Origin of the sequence: Leifsonia sp. SIMBA_070, from assembly GCF_046534635.1 — a bacterium.
Classification (GTDB): Bacteria; Actinomycetota; Actinomycetes; order Actinomycetales; family Microbacteriaceae; genus Leifsonia.
Genome location: NZ_JAWRYK010001057.1, coordinates 1 through 230, shown reverse-complemented (window position 1 = coordinate 230; position 230 = coordinate 1). Strand labels below are relative to the sequence as shown.

The 230-nt window shown below is 66.5% G+C and carries 1 protein-coding gene; it reads left to right on the top strand.

Going from position 1 to position 230, the window contains the following annotated elements:
* Positions 1-230: helix-turn-helix domain-containing protein (locus tag SB754_RS23375; protein ID WP_410784618.1), on the top strand; the 230-nt coding region annotated here is incomplete at both ends.

Sequence of the window (230 nt, the reverse complement as noted above, 5' to 3'; positions counted from 1 at the left end):
CCCGGCGGATTGAACGCGGCATGGCCCTGCTCCGCAGGGGAGACCTCAGCGTCACTGCTGCGTGTTTCGCGGTTGGCTGCTCATCCCTGGGGACCTTCAGCACCCGGTTCACCGAATTGGTGGGTGTGCCGCCGTCCATATACCGGCAGCAGGCACGGGATGCCCTGGCAGGGATGCCGCTCTGCGTCACCAGGGCCGTGACACGGCCGATAAGGAATCGAGAAGCGCGG